The sequence below is a fragment of the Oceanobacillus sp. FSL W8-0428 genome, from assembly GCF_038004405.1.
Lineage (GTDB): Bacteria > Bacillota > Bacilli > Bacillales > Amphibacillaceae > Oceanobacillus > Oceanobacillus sojae.
In genome coordinates this window covers 3,252,383-3,266,201 of record NZ_JBBORB010000001.1, presented here as the reverse complement: position 1 = coordinate 3,266,201, position 13,819 = coordinate 3,252,383, and the positions used below count along the sequence as shown (strand labels likewise).

Here is a 13,819-nt window from a genome sequence, read left to right as displayed (position 1 = left end):
AGTGGAAACCGATGAAAAAAATAATTTATGTTTCTCTTATAACTGCTCTACTATTAAGTGCCTGTTCTCAGAATACGACAGCTACAGGAGATAACAGTCTATCTCAATCATCCGATGAAACTGCTGTCTCAACCAGCCAGGGAGCAGCGGCTGGCGATACCTTCGGAAGCTACGAAGAGGAAGATATAGACACCAGCTATGATGATTCTGCCGCCACGATCGAATTATCAGAGGATATGACATCTTCAGAAGGCACCACCGTTGACGGGCAAACTGTAACAATTACGGAAGCAGGTACGTATGTTTTAAGCGGAGAACTCGCTGACGGTCAGGTCATTGTAAATGTGGACAAGGAAGAAAAGGTTCATTTAGTACTGAAAGACGTAACCATTACCAATTCTCAAGGACCTGCCATTTTAATTGAGCAGGCAGAAAAAATTATTACAACTTTAGCAGATGGCACATCGAATACCTTAACAGATGGCACAGATTATCAGCTTGCTGATGACGAAACAGAATACGATGCAGCCTTCTTTAGTAAAGAGGATCTGGTGATTAATGGGGAAGGCGAACTGATTGTCAACGGGAACTACAATAACGGGATTCGCAGTAAAGATGACTTAATTTTAATTTCTGGAAGTTATACAATTAATGCCAAAAACAATGCCTTAAAAGGAAAAGATTCTGTACAAATTTTAGATGGCATCTATATGCTGACTACAGAAGAAGGAGACGGGATTCAAGCGAATAACAGTGATGACGAAACAAAAGGATTTATTGCCATCGACGGCGGTAATTTCACAATTACTTCCGGACGGGATGGTATTCAGGCTGAAACGGCGGCCCGTCTGCAGGCAGCTGATATAAATATCCAAACAGGAGCAGATACTATTTCCAGTGAAGAAAGCTACAAAGGTATCAAAGCTGGAACAGAGCTGTTGCTTCAAAGCGGCAGTTACGACATTAATTCTGCAGATGACAGCTTGCACAGTGATGGGGATATTACGATAGAAAGTGGCGATCTTCTTTTAGCTTCTGAAGATGATGGGATTCACGCTGACAACAATTTGACGATCAATGGCGGAAATCTTACGGTGACTGATTCTTATGAAGGTTTGGAAGCAGGTGTTATTACCATCAATGACGGTGATATCCAAATTACTGCCAGCGATGATGGATTGAATGCCAGTGGTGATAGCGGTGCGACAGAAGAATCAGAAACATCAGTCAGCGATTCATTTGGTGGTCCTGGTGCTGAACAGGCAGATGAAAGCAAAATGATTGTCATTAACGGCGGGACCTTGGCAGTCGATGCACAGGGAGACGGATTGGACAGCAATGGAAACATAGAGATGTCAGGCGGAACCGTTACAGTAGATGGACCAACGGATAATGGAAATGGCGCGTTGGATTACGATGGCACTTTTGAGTTAAGTGGCGGTATATTGATTACTGCTGGAAGTAATGGTATGGCAATGAATGTTTCAGAGTCTTCTTCTCAAGCTTCTTTCGGGATTTACTTTACGGAAGCGCAAGAAGCGGGAACAATTATCAGTCTGCAAGACAGCAGTGGAAATGTGATTGCAACCTATCAGCCAAGTAAAGCATTCCAGCATCTGGTTATTTCCTCACCCGAATTAAAAGTTGGTGAAACCTATACGCTTATTCAAGGAACAGAAGCCGATAATTCCGAGAAAAATGGCTACTATGAAGATGGAAGTATCGTTAATGGCATAGAATTAGGTGCCTTGACGCTTGCAGATACAATCACCAATGTTACGGATACTGGTGAAGAAGCAACACAAAGAGGCATGATGGGAGACGCTCCTGGTATGATACCAAATGATGGTGCAATGCCGAATAATGGTGAGATACCTGATAGCGGCAGTCTGCCAAATAATGGCGAAATGCCAGATGAGGATGCAACGCCAAATGATGGTTCTCCCCAATAGTATATAATTCCAAGACAAAGCCTGGTAAAACAGAAAAAGTGACTTCCACATTTAAGACAGGAAGTCACTTTTTCTTGATTATTCTTATATTCCAAGAATGTTTTCTGACTGATTGATTTCTTTGTTGCCTTACTTTTGGTTTTTTTGATTAAGAGGCGATGTGTAAATTTTTAAAACTGTATTAACACGTTCCTCTTTTCACATTAAATAGGCGGGACAATGTAGAACTTCTATAATTCACTAGTTACTTTTAACCACCTTGGACATACCCCATATCACTCCTCCTAAAAGAAGGGATAACCACCAAGTAAAACGGAAAGACGGACCGATTTCAGGCAGCCATACACTGATTAAAATAAAAGCTCCCATACCTGCAGCAGCTACTGCCCCTACTTTCACAGAATCTTTCCATTCTGCATGATTCTTTTTAAAAACAGAACGATGGATTACATTCATAATATAACGTACTACTCCCATTGCCATGACACCTAATAATATAGCTGTAATTAACAATTTAAAAATATTCACCTGGTCATTTACTTCTGTAAATAGCGGCAGCACCAGTAATACCACACCTCGAATAATCAAAACATATGGTACGATTTGAAAAAGAAACAGGGAGGCAAAAAAGGTAAACCATGACCTTTTTTCCTCTTCAGGAAGCTGCTCAATCAATTGGTCAGCATATTCTTTAGGTTCCTCGCCAAATATATCGATTGCGGTCTTCCCTTCTTGCTGTCCTTCAAGTAAATGATTAAGCAATTCAAGAAGTAACTCTTCTGTATGCTGTTCGGATACTTGCCAATTTGTCCGAATATACAGCATAAGATCCGAATAATATTTTTCATTATCAACGGTTAATTGCTCCCGCTTTTGATTATTCTCCTCAATCATCTGTTTCGCGTTCATTTATTTTCCCCCTTTGCAATAATTCGTTGACTGGATTTACTAAAATCTGCCATTCCTCCTGAATCATTTCAAGCGCTTCTTCACCTTGTGCGGTAATATCATAATATTTACGATTCGGACCAGAATCGGAAGGTCTCATCTCTCCTTCGATCATGCCATTCTTTTGCAGGCGTAATAAAACTGGATAAATCGTCCCCTCGCTCACATCGCTTAATCCAACCTGCTGTAACTTCCTTGAAAGCTCATAGCCATATACTGTTTCCTCTGCTATCACAGCTAATATACAGCCATCTAAAATCCCTTTTAACAGCTGACTCCGTATCGACATCACATCAACTCCAAATACTATATTGTTTAACAAGATAGCTGTTTGTAAAAAAAGCTAATGATCTGTATATCCATTAGCATAATAAATTATTTTATCACTACTTTGTATAACCAAGTAGTTGCCTTTATTGTATATATTATCATTTTTATTGTCAAGTTTATATGGAGAGTGAATACTTTTATAAAATAGGTTACTTGAAACTATGAGAATACAAACGGTAATAAGTTGTCTTAAAAAGGGTCTCCAATTGAATGGAAAATATTTTTTCTAATAATTATCTTCCGATGCCAGAAAATGCCGGGCTAATATGTGAAATATTCTTTGAGAAAAGATCGGAATAACCTGTTTTCTTCTGTATCCTCACGAGTAATGATATAAGTAGATGCCCTTGGAAGCTTTAATTCCGGTGTTCTTACTTCCAGCAGACGCCCTTCCATCAGCTCCCGATTCAGAGATATTTTTGGGAGAAAAGAAAAACCCAGTCCCTCTTCAATAAATCTTTTTGTAATATGAACCTGTGTAACGACCATGGTACGCACCTTAGGATACTTTGCATGGATGGCACTCAATAGATTATCCCAGTACTCTGGGTGATTATAAGTGAATAATGTCTGATTTTCGAACAGGTCGCGGATATCAATTGGCGGACTGCTTTCCAGATCACCGCCATCATGTGGACATACACAGACTACCTTATCTTCTTTTATTTTTTCTACATATAATGTTTTTTGTAAAGGCTTCATCTGCAGCAGCCCCAGATCAGCTTCTCCTCTTTCAATCATTTCACTAATTTCTTTGGAATCCTTCACCTGCACGATAACTTCAACATCTACATGCCGCTCCATAAATTGTCTAATAATATACGGGAGAATCGTGGCTGCCAGTAATGGAGAAACAGCAATGTTCAGTTTTCTTTTATAACCCTGCTCCCAGGCCAGCAAATCATGCGTACTCCGGTCATAGGATGCCAATATCGATCGGGCATGGGGCAAGAATCGGCGACCGGCTTCTGTAAGAACGATACTGCGTCCAGATTTCCTAAAAAATTGTGTACCTATATCTCTTTCAAGCTGCTTAATATGTGCTGTTACGGTGGGTTGAGCCATGTACAGTTTTTCTGCTGTTTTTCTGAAATTTTCATTTTCTGCAGCTATGATAAAAGTCCGTAACCAATTAATATTCATATTATCACCTCAATTGATTATGTTTTTTAATCAATTATTAACTAAATAACTAATATTCATTATTATATATATCATTTATAATATAAACAACAACAAAATTGGAGGGTTTTTATGAGTTTTCGACCTGGTCTTGAAGGCGTTATCGCCGTGCAAACCAATTTAAGTTCTATAGATGGTGAGAATGGACGTTTGATTTTTCGCGGCTATCATGCAGATGAATTAGCTCGCAAGCATGCATTTGAAGAAGTTGTCCATTTACTTTGGTATGGCTATTTACCCGGCAAAAATGAATTAGAAAAGTTGAAAAAGCAGCTTCATGAAGCAAGAAAATTACCGGCAGATATCGTTCGCATTATCGATGAATTACCGGAGGATATGGAAATGATGGCTGTTTTAAGAACATGTATATCTGCATTAAAAGCAAAACCGGAATGGCCGCCAACATTAGAAGAGGCAGTCCATATAACTGCTGTGATACCAACGATACTTGCTTATCGTTACAGATCTTTACATCATTTAGAATTTGTTCCGCCGAATCATCAATTAGATCATGTTGCCAATTATTTATATATGCTTACTGGCCAAAAACCTAAAGATGCACATGTAAGGGTGATGAATGCTTATTTTGTCCTTACAGCAGAGCATGGCATGAATGCTGCCACCTTCACATCAAGAGTGATTGCATCTACTGAATCTGATTTGTTCTCTGCAGTTACCGGAGCTATCGGTGCCATGAAGGGGCCGTTGCATGGAGGCGCGCCAACTGGTGTCATATCCATGCTAAACGAAATAGAAACAGCGGAAGATACTGAAGATTGGTTAAGGAAAAAACTGAATAACAAGGAAAAATTGATGGGATTCGGTCATCGTGTTTATAAAACCAATGACCCCCGGACTGAAGCATTGAGAGATGTAACGGAAAGTTTATCGGCCGATGACGATTGGTTTTTACTTGCCAGACATGTGGAGGATACAGCTATCCGTCTGTTGGAAGAGTACAAACCTGGACGAAGGCTTTATACAAATGTTGAATTTTATGCAGCTGCTGTATTTAAAGCTGTAGATCTGCCTGAGATGCTGTATACTCCTACATTCACTGCCAGCAGAGCTGCCGGCTGGTGTGCTCATGTTCTTGAACAGGCTGAAAATAATCGGATTTTCCGGCCACTTTCTGAGTATATTGGGCCGGGGAGTATGATTAAAGAAAATACTCAAAGAGGCTAGGAGAATACTAGCCTCTTTGGTAATACTACACTAAAGTATTAATCGATAAATAAAGAAAAAATTTTTCTGATAATATTATCTATTATTACTGCGGATACACATCTGATTTATCAGATTTATGTTTACCGAACATAAAATAGTTATATTCTCATTAAATACCGCTTCATCTATCGGAAAAATTGAATTTTTCACTTAAAAGAACAAAGCTTAATACAAGCTGCCGCCAGATTTCCATTTAAACTTAGTCTTTCCACTTGTTCCGCTCACTATATCGATAGTGACACCACGATTGATCCGCTTCGCACTCACGTACAAGAACAACCATGCAACACCAATAGACAATAGAAACATCAGCAAGAGGCCTAAACCAGTTACTATAACTGGGTAACTTGCTTTCCATGTAAGCAAAACACCGAATAGACTTAACACAAAGCCGAAAAATCCGGAACTATTATTACCCATCTCAACGACAAGTGGAGCTGCCTCATCAGGTATAAGCATTAATGCGTAAGGTATGCTTAAAATAGCTAAATAAACATACGCCAACAATAATAAAATCATGGATGTTCCAAAGGTTAACCGCTGTTGCGGATTGCCCACTGCAATGTATCAATTAAAAATTCTAAATCTTCCTCCGTACTTGTTAATGGAGGTGCAGCGATAATAACATTGTTGTGACCCGGGACGGTATCTCCATTCTTTCCAATAATTAGCCCTTTTTCTTTACACAAACCAATTATTTTGGCTAATTTTTCATCAGCTAACGGCATTTTGGACTGTTTATCTTCTACCATCTCAATCCCCAATAGAAAACCAGTCTGCCTGACTTCCCCCACATTTTTATGGTCGATTAATTGATGCAAGTCTGCCAATTTAGTTTGTGCAAGGTTATTTACACGCTCAATGATATTCTCATTTTCAATGATTTCAATATTCTTCAGCGCTACCGCACACGCTGCCGGGTGCCCGCCGTATGTGGAAACATGCCGAAAATGCGAGTCCTTCCCGTCCTTTTGAAATACATTATATATTTCAGTTTTAACCGCAGTAGCCCCCAAAGGCAGGTAGCCACTGGTCAGTCCTTTCGCCATTGTTACAATATCAGGCTGTACTCCTGCTGCATGCTGAAACCCAAACATTTTCCCTGTGCGTCCATAGCCTGACACAACCTCATCCATTATTAAAAGGATATTGTGTTGCTTGCAAATTTCAGATACGCGTTGAATATATTTCATTGACGGAATAATAACCCCGCCGCCGGAAATAAAGGGCTCCATAATAAAGGCAGCTATGGTTTCTTCACCTTCCCAATTAATCATTTCTTCCAACAGCTGTGCCGCTTTCAGATCTGACTCCTCTGCACTTCCATTAAAAATGGAGCGGTAGCTGTATGGCGGATATACATGCAAAAATCCGGGCACTGTCGGATCATATTTGACTCGTCTGTTGGCCTGTGCTGTTGCACTAAGTGCCCCTAAGGTTGAACCATGATAAGCCCGATAACGGGAAATAATTTTATATTTCTGCGGGTTGCCGGTCTGGTTATGGTATTGCCTGGCGATTTTAAATGCCGTTTCATTTGCTTCCGAGCCACTATTTGCAAAAAACGTCTGATATTTCTCACCAAGTAACTCACTAATCTTAGCAGCCAGTTTGATTGCAGGCTGATGGCTCATCGTTAAAGGAAAATAGGAGAGGGTTTTCATTTGCTCCGCTGCCGCTTCGGCTATTTCCTCACGGCCATGACCAAGATTTAAACACCATAGCCCGGAAACTCCATCCATATACTTTTTCCCGGTTTCATCTGTAAACCACGAGCCTTCCCCTTTTACAGCAACAACCTGCTCCGCTTCTGGATTAAAACGGTGCATCGCATTCCACAATAACGATTCTTTTTTCTCAAGCCGATTGTTCATTTCTTTTTCAACTTTCATCCTTCATACCTCCTCATTTATCTAAGATTATGAATCTGAAAAACTATAAACTTAAGAAGAAACTGAAAATCCAGGAACCGGTTGAATCGATTGTTATGCCATTTTGTGTACGGTACAACTATTTTGAGTTTCAAATAACCAGTCCTATAGCATATGAGGGAACGCCTCCAGGTTATACATCCTTTATCAGTGCAGCCAGTTTATGTCTTATAAGCCCAGTGCAGTATTTGGCCAGTGAAGAATTCACACAATAAAAAGACCGCTCTCCTTTAATGAACTATTCTAAGCATCCAATGTCCCCTTAAACACTTCAAAATAACATCAAAAAAAGCCGTCACAACACAAAAGTCGTTATATTTTATCCCGTTTGCAGCACCGCCAACTATTCTCTTTGCTTCCTCCCTCATACTTCAAAAATTACAGAAGACAAACTAATCCCTTCATAAAGATTCTGACGTCCGAACCAGTTGTAATATAATAGGTCTGCTCATAGTATAATCCAGCCTAACCCCTAATTCAATATATTCAGTTATTTGAAAAAATAATAAGTCTTATCACTGTTCTTAATAAACCTGCATTCATGCGTTCAACGGGTCCTATTTTATATCAAAACTTTCTAACATGAGAAATAAGCCTAATCACCACCATTTTAATTTGCGATTTTCAACTGCTCCCTCTACCCAAACTTACGCGACAGGTTTAATTTAAATGTATACAAATCACTTCTATAAAATGCCTTTTCCATTTCAATAATTTCATTATTCCGATCCTTAATAATACGTTCAGCAATCAGGGCATTGGTTCCATCTGCCAATTCCAAATTTTCCTTATCCTCATCAGAAAAGGCGCCGCTGCTTATTGTCTGGCCCGCTTCAGCAAGTATGATTCCCAGATCATTTTCCAACAAATCGTACAAGGTTACATCATTTAGATCATACTTTATTAATTTCTCTCCAATATGGACTGGATAGTAATGCTGTTCTATACCGATTGGCGTGTCATCGGCATAGCGAATCCGTTTAATAAAATATGCCTCTTGAAGGCCGGTCTTTTCCTGAATATAATGCGGAGTTTCCATCAAATAAGATGCAATTAACTTTGCCCCCGGTTTCTTCCCCATCTGTAAAATAGTTGCCGTCGTACTGCTTAAATTCCCCAGCCAATCTTGAATCGGTTTTAAAGAAACAAATGTACCTTTCCCATGTCTCTTCTCCAATATTCCTTCACGAACTAAAAGATTAACAGCCTCTCTGACCGTACTTCGGCTTGTATTATAATCTGTCATAAGCTGTCTTTCACTTGGAATCTGGTCTGCAAATATCCCCTCTTCTATTTTCTTCTCAATAATATTTTTTAATTGTATATGTAAAGCAATGGAATTATTGTAATCAAGCACAATAATAGCTCCTTTTCGTTTTTTAGTTGTATTTTCAATACTGAAATAACAGGCATTCTTGCTTTCTATGGGATAAAGCATAACAGATTTTTATATTATCTCAAAACTATAAAAAAGCAGACTGCCATTCCAACAAATGAGATCAGCCTGCTTTCCATAGACGTAGAGTATCCTTTTAATTTTTCTGTATAACTCCACTTTCCAGTATTTGAATAATTCTTTCTGTTTCCACCTCTTCTTCATCCCAGTTTGCTTCTGGAAGAAACACATAGCGCATTACAATATAGGATAAGATAGACGTTGCAACCGTACGCATAATCACTTCTGCCTTCATATTAACTAGTTGGCCCTTATCTTGATAATACTTGATAATTTCTCTCAGCTTATCAAAAATATCCTTCCCGACATACTCAATAAACTGTTCTTTCAATTCTGGATGAAAAGGAATTTCCTGAACTAATATTTTTAACATCGGCAAATTATTATGAATAAATTCTTTCCGATTCTCAATCATGGCACGAATAAAATCTTGAATATATTCAAATTCCTGGTCAAGCACCTTATTCAGATCATTTTTTATCATTGGCGCAACCAATTTCACCATCATTGGAGAAACAATTGCCAGCAGCAAGCCTTTTTTCGATTTAAAATGCTTAAAAATTGTTCCTTCTGCTACCTCTGCTTTATTTGCAATTTCGCTCGTTGAGGTCCCTGCATATCCTTTCTCCGCAAATAAATCCGTTGCCGCCTCTAATATCGCTATTTGTTTTTTTGTCAGTTTGGGTTCTTTATTTGTCATCTTATCTCGCCTCTTATCACGTTAGACATGTCTCTATTTATACTATATAGGATATACATCCGGTTTGTCATGAATAATGAAATTGCAGTCTTGAAGTATTTTATTCGATTTGAGGCACAATCAATTTATAATTGTATGATATGCTTCATTTAGGATTCAGTATCAAATTTTGATTTCTATAAGGGGGCTATTTTTTGAATTTTATCGAAATCAATGGTCAAAAGATTGAAATTTTATCAAAAGGAACAGGAAAACCAGCAATTCTCATATTATCAGGAATGGGATCTCCCTTCTATGAATGGGAAGAAATCTCTTCTGAGCTTGCTGAAACTAATCAGGTTATTATGTATCATCGTCCGGGATTAGGAGAAAGTGAATACATCGATAAAAAAAGGACTACTGAAAACGTTACGAAGGATATCATACAAATACTGGAGAAGTTGAATATAACAGAGCCGATCATCCTTGCAGGGCACTCTTACGGGGGGTTATGTGCACAGCATTTCTCAAAATTATATCCAGATCGAATACGAGGATTATTACTATTTGACTCCACCTCTGTTGATTTATATAAACTGGATCAATTAGATTTACCTTATCTAAACGAAAATGATTCAGATGCTGCGTGGATTGAAATCTGTAAAGAACACGCAGCTCTGTCTCCCACAGAACTTTTGAAACTATTAGACCCTGTTTTAACAAAAGAACAGCAAAAACTGCCGAAAAAAACACAGGAAAAATTAATTGCATTTTATACAAATCCTTCGTTATATAAAACCATGCTTCAATAAATTTCAAATTGGGAAAAAGATGCTGAAATTATTAAAGCCTTATCATATACAGGAAACTTTCCGGTAACTATTATCGGCCGTGATAAGAGGAAATGTATATTAAACTATATTGATGATGGGGTTCCAAAGGAGGAAGCAGAGTTGTTAGAAGATACCTGGCATCAATTGATTATGGAGCAAAAGGATATTTACAAAAATGCCAAGCTGCTTTTTGCTTTAGGTGCTGGTCATGATATTTATTTAGATCAGCCTCAATTAGTAATCAAAGAAATAAAGGAGTTAATCTATCAAGAATATTTTAATAAAAAGGAAATGAGAGATTTTCACATTTAGTGCGTAATTTTGATTCTTTCATGTAAAAGAGATACAGCTGACCATAAAAAGTCAGCTGATTTCCTTTAGAAATTGATAAATTGATAGACAAAGAAATTCTTGGTCTATCGCAAATAATACATCCCCTATTGTTATCTATCATCCATAAGTAAATTATTAATACTGTTATAATCTTAGCTTTATCAAAATGTATTAGATGTTAGTTATATCTTTTATCCAGTTTTATAAATAAATCTTGTGGGAATAGTACAAGAACCCAGCAAACAAATTTTTATTTAACTAATGGAGATTTGAGGTGATAAACAGATATCAGGATTTTTTATCAAGCTTTACATAAAGCATAGGGGGACAGCGCATTATGGAATCCAAAGATAGTAAAGAGAATAAAGAAAATAACCCCCACTACACAACACGCAACTGGATTGGACTTATCCTGGGGCCGCTCTTGTTTGCTTTAGTTTATTTCCTTATCCCCGAAAGCGTTTTACCGCATGAGCCGAAAATAGTACTGGGCGTAACACTTTTAATCGCGACTTTCTGGGTCACAGAACCTGTGCCAATGGCTGCAACATCTGCATTGCCGCTAGTTCTGTTTCCTGCTTTTCATGGTGCAGATATCGATATCGTAGCACCTGCCTATGGCAGCTCAGTTATCTTTATGTACGGAGGCGGTTTTGTCATTGCCTTGGCTATACAAAAGTGGAATCTTCATCGACGCATCGCACTCAATGTTATTAAAATGATCGGAACAAAAAGTAATCGGATGATATTGGGAATTCTGATTGCTACGGCAGGGATTTCGATGTTTGTGTCCAATGCAGCAACTGCTTTGATGATGTTGCCGGTTGCTATCGCACTTATTGATGAAGTGAAGGATAAAGAAATACTTAAAGGACAAAATGTCAATTATTTTTCGAAAGGTATATTACTTGCTGTAGCATATGCAGCAACAATTGGTGGGCTTGCAACGCTGGTATCTGCAGTTCCCAATGCCCTTTTGGCGGGAATTGCATCTTCACAGCTTGACCGGACAGTTACCTTTGCCGAGTGGTTTTTCTTTGCGGGACCAGTGGCACTTATCTTATTAGTTATTTTATATTTTTATCTTACTAAGATACAATTCAAAGTTAATGCCTCCGAAGAAGCCGATGGTGCATTAAAGTTCGTGAAGGATGAAATCAATAAACTTGGTAAATTAACTTCGGACGAAATAAAGGTTGGCATTGTCTTTTTAATTACCGTAATACTATGGATTATATCTCCATTTGTTTCCAGTATTGGATTCATATCGGAGAATATTGGTGCATTCTTTGATAATCTGGATGATGCAACCATTTCTATCTTTGGGGCAGCACTCTTATTCTTTTTGCCAAGCTCAAAAAAAGCCAAACGGATACTGGAATGGAAGGATATGAAGGAGCTGCCCTGGGGAATTCTCATTCTTTTCGGAGGCGGTATGTCTATCGCAGCAGCATTTAGTGAATCAGGATTAAATGATTCTATTGGTGAAGTATTGCAGATGCTTCAGGGTATGCAATATATCTTTGTACTACTGCTGCTGGTTGTATTTGTGCTCAGCATTACTGAAGTACTTTCAAATACAGCGGTATCGAATTTAATCCTGCCGCTGACTGTCGGTCTCGGGATTGCTATTGGTGTCGATCCGCTTCCGCTGATGGCAGCCGCAGCGCTATCTGCAGGATCCTGTTATATGCTTCCTGTGGCGACACCGCCAAACACAGCAGTGTTCAGTGCTGGATATTTAGAAGTTTCAGATATGGCTAAAGCTGGTGTATGGTTGAACATCATATCCGTTGTGGTTATTACCGCCGCAGTATACTTCTGGATGCCAATTGTTTTCAATTTATAAATAAAACTTCTCATTAAAGAGATTGAGACAAAACTTATTAAGTGAATCAGGATTAGCGTTCACGGCGGTTAACTTGAGGAAATACACTGCTATGGATACGAATAAAAAAACCCGAACAAAAAAGGTTCTGAGTATCTAGTTTTGATAATCAGAACCTTTTTTAAGTTAGTTTAGGCTGTTATGCCTCAGTCTCTTGGATAATTAGTAATTTAACTAAAGTGAGCTGGTAGATCCACCATCAATTGGGAACTCAGCACCTGTCGTATAAGATGAATCATCAGATGCCAGGAATAACACTGTTTTCGCAACTTCTGCCCGTTTTCCTAAACGGCCCAGCGGGTAAGTTTTACCTACTTCATCAGTGGATTTCCCCTGTGACTCTGCCCCATAATCCGCCATTTGCGTATCAATATAGCCCGGATGAATGGAGTTGACCCGAATCTGGTCTTTGGCAACTTCCATTGCAACGTCTTTACTCATAATACGCACTGCACCTTTACTTGCGCCATATAAGGCATGTCCAGGTGCTCCGCCAAGACCGGCTACAGAAGAAGCATTAATAATCGAACCGCTTTTCTGCTTTTGCATGACAGGCAGCACATGCTTCATACCTAAGAATGTACCTGTCACATTGATATTCATTAATTTATTCCATGTATCTAATTCAATTTCTGTAATTGGTTTGATAATATATATACCTGCATTATTAAACAATACATCAATGGTTCCGAATTGGTTAACCGCTTCTTTTACAACTACTTGCCAGTCTTCTTCCTCGCTGACATCATGCTTTATGGAAATAGCTTCTGCTCCAAGCTCTTTTACTTCTTTTTCTGTTTCTCTTACACCTTCTATATTCACATCTGTCAAAATAAGCTTTGCGCCTTCTTTTGCAAACAAGTGAGCTGTTTCTTTTCCAATACCTGTACCAGCTCCTGTGATTAGTGTAACTTTATCTTGCACTCTCATCTTAATTCCTCCTTGAACTACTTCAATAAATCATGAAATTTACATACCTTATATTAATTCCCTTTATTTAGGCTTTTAAACATCCTGATAAATTAAATTTTAACCAAGGAAAGTAAAAACGGAATAAGAG

At 38.5% G+C, this 13,819-nt stretch carries 13 protein-coding genes; 5 read left to right on the top strand and 8 right to left on the bottom strand.

Annotation, left to right across the window (positions count from 1 at the left end):
• Window positions 1-11 precede the first annotated feature (11 nt).
• On the top strand, window positions 12-1,952 hold the full coding sequence (locus MKY30_RS15530; RefSeq protein WP_341084645.1) for a carbohydrate-binding domain-containing protein: 1,941 nt from the start codon (window positions 12-14) through the stop codon (window positions 1,950-1,952).
• Between the two features lie 240 nt (window positions 1,953-2,192).
• Here MKY30_RS15530 and MKY30_RS15525 read toward each other — a convergent pair whose 3' ends face one another.
• The 3 genes from MKY30_RS15525 to MKY30_RS15515 all read right to left on the bottom strand — a co-directional run bounded on the left by MKY30_RS15525 (window position 2,193) and on the right by MKY30_RS15515 (window position 4,373).
• Window positions 2,193-2,861: a DUF1129 family protein gene (locus MKY30_RS15525; protein WP_341084643.1), complete on the bottom strand. Its 669-nt coding sequence runs from the start codon at window positions 2,859-2,861 to the stop codon at window positions 2,193-2,195.
• On the bottom strand, window positions 2,839-3,189 hold the full coding sequence (locus tag MKY30_RS15520; RefSeq protein WP_341084641.1) for a PadR family transcriptional regulator: 351 nt from the start codon (window positions 3,187-3,189) through the stop codon (window positions 2,839-2,841). Before MKY30_RS15520 ends, MKY30_RS15525 begins: the two co-directional genes overlap by 23 nt.
• A 302-nt stretch (window positions 3,190-3,491) precedes the next feature.
• Entirely contained in the window at window positions 3,492-4,373 is an 882-nt protein-coding gene (locus MKY30_RS15515) for a LysR family transcriptional regulator (protein ID WP_341084638.1), read from the bottom strand.
• A gap of 111 nt (window positions 4,374-4,484) precedes the next feature.
• Here MKY30_RS15515 and MKY30_RS15510 point away from each other — a divergent pair, with 111 nt between their 5' ends.
• Window positions 4,485-5,597, top strand: a complete 1,113-nt coding sequence (locus tag MKY30_RS15510) for a citrate synthase/methylcitrate synthase (RefSeq protein WP_341084634.1) — start codon at window positions 4,485-4,487, stop codon at window positions 5,595-5,597.
• Window positions 5,598-5,804: 207 nt separating this feature from the next.
• Here MKY30_RS15510 and MKY30_RS15505 read toward each other — a convergent pair whose 3' ends face one another.
• The 4 genes from MKY30_RS15505 to MKY30_RS15490 all read right to left on the bottom strand — a co-directional run bounded on the left by MKY30_RS15505 (window position 5,805) and on the right by MKY30_RS15490 (window position 9,726).
• Window positions 5,805-6,197, bottom strand: a complete 393-nt coding sequence (locus tag MKY30_RS15505) for a hypothetical protein (protein ID WP_341084631.1) — start codon at window positions 6,195-6,197, stop codon at window positions 5,805-5,807.
• Window positions 6,173-7,531: an aminotransferase gene (locus MKY30_RS15500; RefSeq protein ID WP_341084629.1), complete on the bottom strand. Its 1,359-nt coding sequence runs from the start codon at window positions 7,529-7,531 to the stop codon at window positions 6,173-6,175. Before MKY30_RS15500 ends, MKY30_RS15505 begins: the two co-directional genes overlap by 25 nt.
• A 676-nt stretch (window positions 7,532-8,207) precedes the next feature.
• Window positions 8,208-8,927 carry a GntR family transcriptional regulator gene (locus MKY30_RS15495; protein ID WP_341084626.1) on the bottom strand — a complete coding sequence of 240 codons (720 nt, stop codon included), beginning with the start codon at window positions 8,925-8,927 and terminating at the stop codon, window positions 8,208-8,210.
• Window positions 8,928-9,102: 175 nt separating this feature from the next.
• Entirely contained in the window at window positions 9,103-9,726 is a 624-nt protein-coding gene (locus MKY30_RS15490) for a TetR/AcrR family transcriptional regulator (RefSeq protein ID WP_341084624.1), read from the bottom strand.
• Between the two features lie 194 nt (window positions 9,727-9,920).
• Here MKY30_RS15490 and MKY30_RS15485 point away from each other — a divergent pair, with 194 nt between their 5' ends.
• From MKY30_RS15485 to MKY30_RS15475, 3 genes are all read left to right on the top strand, one after another.
• Entirely contained in the window at window positions 9,921-10,517 is a 597-nt protein-coding gene (locus MKY30_RS15485) for an alpha/beta fold hydrolase (protein WP_341084621.1), read from the top strand.
• Window positions 10,518-10,658: 141 nt separating this feature from the next.
• On the top strand, window positions 10,659-10,850 hold the full coding sequence (locus MKY30_RS15480; protein ID WP_341084618.1) for a hypothetical protein: 192 nt from the start codon (window positions 10,659-10,661) through the stop codon (window positions 10,848-10,850).
• 358 nt (window positions 10,851-11,208) lie between these two features.
• On the top strand, window positions 11,209-12,720 hold the full coding sequence (locus MKY30_RS15475) for an SLC13 family permease (RefSeq protein ID WP_341084615.1): 1,512 nt from the start codon (window positions 11,209-11,211) through the stop codon (window positions 12,718-12,720).
• 213 nt (window positions 12,721-12,933) lie between these two features.
• Here the strand turns inward: MKY30_RS15475 and MKY30_RS15470 are convergent, their stop codons facing one another.
• Window positions 12,934-13,689, bottom strand: coding sequence for an SDR family NAD(P)-dependent oxidoreductase (locus MKY30_RS15470; protein WP_339285682.1), 756 nt, complete (start codon window positions 13,687-13,689; stop codon window positions 12,934-12,936).
• Between the last annotated feature and the right edge of the window lie 130 nt (window positions 13,690-13,819).

Coding starts and splice junctions, on each gene's coding strand:
- MKY30_RS15525 (WP_341084643.1), bottom strand. CDS start 2,861: ATGAACGCGAAACAGATGATTGAGGAGAATAATCAAAAGCGGGAGCAA.
- MKY30_RS15520 (WP_341084641.1), bottom strand. CDS start 3,189: ATGTCGATACGGAGTCAGCTGTTAAAAGGGATTTTAGATGGCTGTATA.
- MKY30_RS15510 (WP_341084634.1), top strand. CDS start 4,485: ATGAGTTTTCGACCTGGTCTTGAAGGCGTTATCGCCGTGCAAACCAAT.
- MKY30_RS15490 (WP_341084624.1), bottom strand. CDS start 9,726: ATGACAAATAAAGAACCCAAACTGACAAAAAAACAAATAGCGATATTA.
- MKY30_RS15500 (WP_341084629.1), bottom strand. CDS start 7,531: ATGAAAGTTGAAAAAGAAATGAACAATCGGCTTGAGAAAAAAGAATCG.
- MKY30_RS15515 (WP_341084638.1), bottom strand. CDS start 4,373: ATGAATATTAATTGGTTACGGACTTTTATCATAGCTGCAGAAAATGAA.
- MKY30_RS15475 (WP_341084615.1), top strand. CDS start 11,209: ATGGAATCCAAAGATAGTAAAGAGAATAAAGAAAATAACCCCCACTAC.
- MKY30_RS15470 (WP_339285682.1), bottom strand. CDS start 13,689: ATGAGAGTGCAAGATAAAGTTACACTAATCACAGGAGCTGGTACAGGT.
- MKY30_RS15530 (WP_341084645.1), top strand. CDS start 12: ATGAAAAAAATAATTTATGTTTCTCTTATAACTGCTCTACTATTAAGT.